We start from the raw sequence: 6,513 nt of genomic DNA on the forward strand, positions 1-6,513 counted from the left end.
CTCCTAATACGACAGACTTTTCGCGACAATCCAGCCTACTGCAAGGGAAAGTGTGAAGAGAATGACACCCACCGAACGGTTATCTTCTTCAATCGCTTTTTGGAGACTATATCTAACCGTGACAACCTCAGCGACAAAGAATACAATGATCTGCGTAAAAATTCCTATGGAGCCCCAAATCGCCATATCGAGGAGGGAGATCGAATATTCAGCAGCTGCACCAAGCACAATGGCAAGTCCTAGCATTTTCCCTCCAAGTGAAAGAGCAGCTGTTATATTTCTTTTGCCAATCAGTTCAAACTCCTTAATTTTTGGAGTAGCCAGCACGAATAAGCCGACACCTGCCGTTAGCAAAAGCAATCCAAGTCCTAAATAAGCGGCAAAATTCAAATATAAATTCATCTTTGTTTCTCTCCCTTAACCGCCAGTAGTGCTTCTTGACCCGCTGCCGAATCCTGAACTGCCCTTTGGCGAAGTATTTTTATAATTACTGTCCAGTCTTGCTCCTTTGAATGAAGTACTGTTCTTGTACTTCATATAATCATTGCTCTTATAGAGTAATGATCGGTTCGCAAAGAACATACCAGCGAAAAAGTAATGTCCAAAATATGGAGAGTTGTTATCATCACATTCCCAGACACCATCTTCATTGTCCCATTCCCAGTCTGAACAATCGGTCCCTTCTGGTACGGGAGGAATATCTTCGTCCTGTTCAGAATTCCAATCCTGCCCTTCATCGCCGGATACATCCGGTTCCCAACCCCGGTCCGGAATGGCCTGTGGGTTGTTATTGCAACCCGCGAGCCCCACCATCAAAGCCGTAGCAGATATACTCGCGATAACCTTTTTTGTTTTGCCCATTTATTTCACCTCTTTCTTATTGACGTAAATATTTACGGAAGACCTGGGAAAAAGTTTCAAATTTCTTCTTACTTTCCAGATAACAACCTTCCTTTTATTGTAACACTTTCCTCTTGCAGTGATGCTGAATTCTTAAATTACTATGGCACTTCCTTCCTGCGCTGCACGATTAAAGTGTAAATGATCAGGGTTCACTTTTTTCCTGTTAACAATCAATCTTTCCCATAAAAAAATTCCTCGAAATTAAATTCCTTTATTTCCGCGTTTCCTAATGCGATTTTTGCTAAAATAATTTCAAATAGGCATAAGCCTGCTAACATAATAATTCCTGCAACCATAATGACAACTCCTTTGTAATATGTTTGCATATACAATAATTTATGGAACGCGTTTCAGGTCAAGAATAATCTTTGCGAGGTTTTTAAATGGCTAATATCAGAGAAATTGCCCGACTGGCAGGAGTGTCGGTTTCCACAGTGTCACGCGTGCTGAATAACCATCCATATGTCACCCCGGATAAACGGGAAGCAGTATTGAAAACCATAAAGGAACTGGATTACAGTCCAAATATTAACGCTGTCCATCTGTCCCGAGGAAAGACAAATATGGTTGGAGTCGTACTGCCAACGATCAATCACCCATATTTTTCTGAACTCCTGGAAGGAATTGCCGAAGAAGCGATAAAGCATAGTATCCAGCTGGTTATCTTCCAGACAGGCTATAATCTTGAAAAGGAATTTGAAGCATTAGAACAACTTCGAGGCCACCTTATTGATGGAGTTATTATTGCTTCACGTGCTATTCCGTTTGATTCACTTATGAAGTATAAAGATACAGGACCGATTGTGTTATGTGAGGATTCTGATTTAGAGGAGTTTCCTTCGATATCAATCCAGCATGTTGCTGCATTCAACCTTGGATTGGAACATTTACTTTCCAATGGACATGAGAGGATCGCCATCTGTCTTGGAAGACTTGAAGGAACAAATAGCAAGAAGCGACAGCAGGCATATGAGGAAAAGATGAAGATGATTGGCCAGAAAGTTCATGGAGAGTGGATTATTGGTAACTGTTTACTTATTCAGGATGGAAAAAAAGTGGTGAATCAATTTCTAAAAATGAAAGAAAAGCCAACTGCCTTTCTAGTCGGTAATGATCAAGTGGCAGCCGGAATTATCACGGAAGCCATAAAACAAGGCCTTGATGTACCTGGGGATGTAGCTGTATTGAGCTTTGATAACCATCCAATATCTGAAATTTTGGGAATAACAACAATAGACATACCCACTAAACAATTAGGTACAGCTGCCTTTAATGCATTTATCAAGCGAACTGGCGTTGATACATATGCCAAGAAGGTCACTCTGCCATTTAAATTAATTCAGCGACAATCAGTTTAGAACCAAAAAACCTGCCATCTTTGGCAGGTTACTTGATACTATATTCTGCTTTTACGATTGATCTGCTCAACGGTATCGTCTGTCATATAATAATCGTGGCAAACCAGCAAAGTCTCTTTTAATGAATCAGGGACCCTCTTTGAGTCGTACCCACAAATGGTGATTAAATTTGTGGCCTGAAGCATTAAGTCCGCTTCTTTTTCGTATTCCCCAAGATTCTGGAAGATTTCCTTTTGGTCTCGCCATTCAACATGGGCCCAAGTCTGAATAGGAATATTATTTTGTAAAAAAGGCGCAATCATATTTTCTAAATAACTTAAAATTGTTTCTTTATGGAAATTGCCGCGATAGCAATAGAAGTCATAATTATTGATTGTGTGAATCATTTCCTGTTGTTCCTCTCCAAACTCGGCCTGGATTCTCTTCTGGATTTCAGGCATAATCCGGTCATTTTCTATGATCATGATGTGGTTGCCGATTCCGATAGCCGCCGTAATATATACTATCAAATTATCAACATATTTCTCTTCATTTTCGAATGTATAAAAAATATGGGCACCAGTTTCTTTCACACTTTGGAGCAAATCCTCGATTTGTTTTTGCATTGTATCAGTCTCCTCCTGAATTCAAGGGAAACAAACAATGAATTCGCATATTCGAAATATACCCTTAATATTAACATATTTCTTGTTATTAATCGATTAAACTTGTTTATGATTCAATCGAGCCCTGTAATATATATTTAAATCAGGAATTAAATATCCTATCACTTTCACAAGAATATTATACCATGGGGCCTGCAAAAAACTCACCGAACGTTAAATGTCCGGTGAGTGAACTTAGTTAGTCCATAACGAAAGTCTTTAGTTTACTGGCTTTAGTGTTCAAATCACTTAAAGCTTCTTTGTATTCTGTTTCTAACTGGCTAATAATTTCCGATGCGGACTGGATCTTTTCAATGGCTCCAACTCCCTGCCCTGCTGACCAAATGTCCTTCCAGGCTTTAGCATTTGTCTCTCTCTGCATCGTATCAAAATTAACAGTATCCTTTTTCTTGAGAGTTTCTGGGTCAAGCCCGGCCCTAACAATACTTGGCTTCAGCATATTCGCTTTGACACCTGAGAAAGCATCGGTGAGAATAAGGTCTTCTTGTGTTGCATCGACCACCATTTGACGATATTCATCATTCGCCATACTCTCTTGTGCCACTATGAATCTTGTCCCCATATAAGCAAGGTCTGCACCTGCTGCCTGGGCAGCAAGTACCGCTTTTCCAGTGGTGATTGAGCCTGCCAGAACAATGATCCCATCCCAGAACGTTCGTACAGAATCCACAAAAGCGAAGCTATTCAGTTCCCCAGCATGGCCACCTGCTCCATTCGCGACCAAAATCAGACCGTCAACCCCTGTCTCTGCGGCTTTCTTCGCGAACTTCACATCACTGACATCAGAGAAAACAAGGCCTCCATATTCATGGACAATATCTACTACTTTCTTAGGACTGCCAAGTGACGTGATAACCAACTGAGGTTTATGCCTTTTTATCAAAGCAAGCTCTTCTTCAAGCCTGCTGTATGTACTATGTACTACCATATTCATAGCCCAAGGTGCCACTTTCCGTTCTGGCTCTTGTTTTTTCGCTTCTGCTAAATCGGCATTCAACCTTCCCATCCATTCGTCAAGAACTTCAATTGGTCTGGCATTCGGAGCTGGAAATGACCCAATTACTCCGTTTTTGCAGCAGGAACTAACCAAATCAGGACCTGAAACAAGGAACATTGGGGCAGCTATTGCAGGAACAGAGAGTTGGTCCCACCAGTTTTCCGGAATAACTTTACTCATTGTATCACCCCTTCTACATTTCTAAATTTTCTGAATACCTATATCATAGTTTAACTTACAGCTTTTTTCAATCTTGATCAAAATTTATTCTTTTTAAAATGCTCTTTTCTCAAACTTTGTTGCTATTGACTACAAAATAGGATTGAATGGCCTATTGTTATTCGCAAAGTTACCTCTTTTGTGATAAAAGAGCATGCAAACTAAATACCGACCTGCAAAATGGCACATTACCTTAAAATCGGCTTTAGGATTTTAACAACAATCTTTACGATTTTAAAAACAGGCTGTTTTCGCCTTGATTGTTCCTGTTCATTCACGTACATTCTGTTTGAGCAAGCAATAAAGTTAACGAAAAGAAGCTTAAAAAAGAATCCCCACATCAATGCGAAGGATCCTTGCGATATTTCTGCTGAAGTTTTTTAAAGCTGTTATGAATCCGGTTTAAAATGGCATTGTTTCCCTTCTTCGGGTTTTTTAAATACCATCTCCAAATAAATTGACTTCCTTCTTCTATCAGCAGCAAAACAACGATTGGCAGCAGCAAGAGCCAAATCCAGTTCCACATATTTCAGGCTCCTTTCAAATGGATACAATATCCTATTCAATTCTTTACCTCAAAATGTGCGAATCCTAAACATAAACTGGTTTCAGTTTGGGTGCTTGTATTGCATTGCCCTTTTATTGTCTCTGCATCCTTTAGTGGTTGGGTCTTGGATGATTCCTAGCTAGGCAGGAATCATGAATACTCCGTTCACCAATATTATTGCTGTTAATCATTAATTGCTTATTCAATGTATATAATCGAGTAAAAAAGCATCCGATTTTTGAAGAAAAAGGTTACTAGAAACATTATTCTCTTAATGAGCACCGATAATTACCCGATCTTCCAGCGCAATCTCCCAATCAAGCGGAATAATCTCCCGAAAAAAGAGCGGAATTGCCCGAAAACCAACCATAATCATGCCGTCAACCATATTAAGGAAAAAAACAGAGTTATTTGGACAGGAAAATTCAAGCAATAAAAACATTTTTTTGTGAGTAAAAATGATAACTGGAAAAATCACTCCATCATATCATTAAAAACCTGGTAGATGTGCATCTTCATGTTTTACTACTTGCCAAGATTTGCGAGGTCAAGGGCTGTTTTACCATCAAGTAATAGTGTAAAGAAAGCTGCCTTCCATAACTTTTTCAAACCGAAATGCAATGGGTATTAATAAGATTAAAACATTAGCCCAGGAGTATTTCTGAAACTGACACTCCAATCAAAAAAATCCACCACTCCTTCCAACTTTTCCTTTCTATTTAATTAAATTACTCGCAGCTGGAATTGGTCTTCTGCTTTGTCCCTCTCGTATTAATTTTTCCTTTTTTTATCTAATCTTTCGGAAATATCTTCACGGTGAATGAATATTATGATCATTACGAGTATGGCTGAAACTAAAATGGCAAGTTGATGGATTGCCAGGAAATAAAAAAATACAGGAATTAAAACAAAGGAACCCAGTCCTGCAAATGTAAAACTCTTTAAAAAGGGATAAAGTAAAAGAAAACCCGAAATAATAACCAAGGCTGTTAACGGTTCGAAGGCGAGCATGCCTCCTATAAATGTAGAAATCCCCATTCCACCTTTAAATTTTAAAGTAATTGGCTTAACATGGCCAAGTATTGCAAATCCCAGTCCAGTTATTGTTAATTCAGGCGGCAGTTTTAAATATTCACCAAGAATGATTACTAATACCCCTTTTAGCGCATCACCAAGAAAAGTCAAAATAAATGATAGCTTTCCATGTACCCGGCCTGCATTCCTCGCCCCAACGTTACCGCTGCCTTCAACTCTTATATCCTTTCTCCCAAGGAACCTAACAACGAAATAGCCAGCCATCAAGCTGCCAACAAGATATGAAATTAAAAGGTAACTAAAAATAACCATGGCGACACAACCTGTCCTAATAATATTAGTAGAGTTTATTCGTTAAAAAGCCAATAAATTCCTTCAACTAAAATCCCAGAACAAAAAGCGCAAGCGCCTCGTTAAGCCCCGACAAGCGCTGCCCTCCTATGACGCCACGTCCTCCCAAAAGCTACCGCTTTCGGTCGTGCGATGATTCGCTTCGAAGCTTTCCTTATCCTGCGGCTGGAGGGTCTAGCACACCGTGTGCCTCGGAGGGCCTGACAGTGAAGTCGTTCTTTGACTTCATTGGCAGGGCCGAACTCGAAAAGTATAGCCGACTGCTTAGAAACGCAGAAACTGGAGACTCCGACCCTGCCGGCGGAGTTGAAGTTTCGGAGTTTCTAGGAGGCGACACTAGACAAGCGACTCGAGTGGCTAGGCGCTGAAGCTGGACAATTATCGAAGTTGAATTTTATACATTTTAGATTTTAAAAGAGAGGCAGACCACTTTGTGGC

Annotated in this window: 10 protein-coding genes; 2 read left to right on the plus strand and 8 right to left on the minus strand. The window is 39.9% G+C overall.

Features of this window, described 5'->3' with window-relative positions:
• Positions 1 to 3 precede the first annotated feature (3 nt).
• The 3 genes from J7E35_RS09970 to J7E35_RS23470 all read right to left on the minus strand — a co-directional run bounded on the left by J7E35_RS09970 (position 4) and on the right by J7E35_RS23470 (position 1,199).
• A complete protein-coding gene (locus J7E35_RS09970) occupies positions 4 to 402 on the minus strand; it encodes a DUF350 domain-containing protein (RefSeq protein WP_192471644.1) in 399 nt (132 codons plus the stop codon).
• A gap of 15 nt (positions 403 to 417) precedes the next feature.
• Entirely contained in the window at positions 418 to 861 is a 444-nt protein-coding gene (locus tag J7E35_RS09975) for an aminotransferase yhxA (RefSeq protein WP_214779310.1), read from the minus strand.
• A 212-nt stretch (positions 862 to 1,073) separates the two neighbouring features.
• On the minus strand, positions 1,074 to 1,199 hold the full coding sequence (locus tag J7E35_RS23470) for a hypothetical protein (protein ID WP_285290316.1): 126 nt from the start codon (positions 1,197 to 1,199) through the stop codon (positions 1,074 to 1,076).
• An 87-nt stretch (positions 1,200 to 1,286) separates the two neighbouring features.
• Here J7E35_RS23470 and J7E35_RS09980 point away from each other — a divergent pair, with 87 nt between their 5' ends.
• A complete protein-coding gene (locus J7E35_RS09980; protein WP_214779312.1) occupies positions 1,287 to 2,261 on the plus strand; it encodes a LacI family DNA-binding transcriptional regulator in 975 nt (324 codons plus the stop codon).
• 38 nt (positions 2,262 to 2,299) lie between these two features.
• On the opposite strand, the gene J7E35_RS09985 is transcribed toward J7E35_RS09980, so the two are convergent.
• The 5 genes from J7E35_RS09985 to J7E35_RS10005 all read right to left on the minus strand — a co-directional run bounded on the left by J7E35_RS09985 (position 2,300) and on the right by J7E35_RS10005 (position 6,036).
• Positions 2,300 to 2,866 (minus strand): MEDS domain-containing protein, encoded by a 567-nt coding sequence (locus tag J7E35_RS09985; protein ID WP_214779314.1) that lies wholly within the window; start codon positions 2,864 to 2,866, stop codon positions 2,300 to 2,302.
• A 238-nt stretch (positions 2,867 to 3,104) separates the two neighbouring features.
• On the minus strand, positions 3,105 to 4,103 hold the full coding sequence (locus tag J7E35_RS09990) for an NAD(P)H-dependent flavin oxidoreductase (RefSeq protein ID WP_214779316.1): 999 nt from the start codon (positions 4,101 to 4,103) through the stop codon (positions 3,105 to 3,107).
• Positions 4,104 to 4,482: 379 nt separating this feature from the next.
• Positions 4,483 to 4,668 carry a hypothetical protein gene (locus tag J7E35_RS09995; RefSeq protein WP_214779319.1) on the minus strand — a complete coding sequence of 62 codons (186 nt, stop codon included), beginning with the start codon at positions 4,666 to 4,668 and terminating at the stop codon, positions 4,483 to 4,485.
• An 82-nt stretch (positions 4,669 to 4,750) separates the two neighbouring features.
• Complete coding sequence (locus J7E35_RS23690) at positions 4,751 to 4,822, minus strand: phage holin (protein WP_214779389.1); 72 nt, start codon at positions 4,820 to 4,822, stop codon at positions 4,751 to 4,753.
• A gap of 638 nt (positions 4,823 to 5,460) precedes the next feature.
• Positions 5,461 to 6,036 (minus strand): glycerol-3-phosphate acyltransferase, encoded by a 576-nt coding sequence (locus J7E35_RS10005; RefSeq protein ID WP_214779321.1) that lies wholly within the window; start codon positions 6,034 to 6,036, stop codon positions 5,461 to 5,463.
• A 245-nt stretch (positions 6,037 to 6,281) separates the two neighbouring features.
• On the opposite strand from J7E35_RS10005, the gene J7E35_RS10010 reads away from it, so the two are divergent.
• On the plus strand, positions 6,282 to 6,443 hold the full coding sequence (locus J7E35_RS10010) for a hypothetical protein (protein ID WP_214779323.1): 162 nt from the start codon (positions 6,282 to 6,284) through the stop codon (positions 6,441 to 6,443).
• Positions 6,444 to 6,513: the final 70 nt, after the last annotated feature.

Origin of the sequence: Bacillus sp. ISL-45 (assembly GCF_018613195.1) — a bacterium.
GTDB lineage: Bacteria > Bacillota > Bacilli > Bacillales > Cytobacillaceae > Mesobacillus.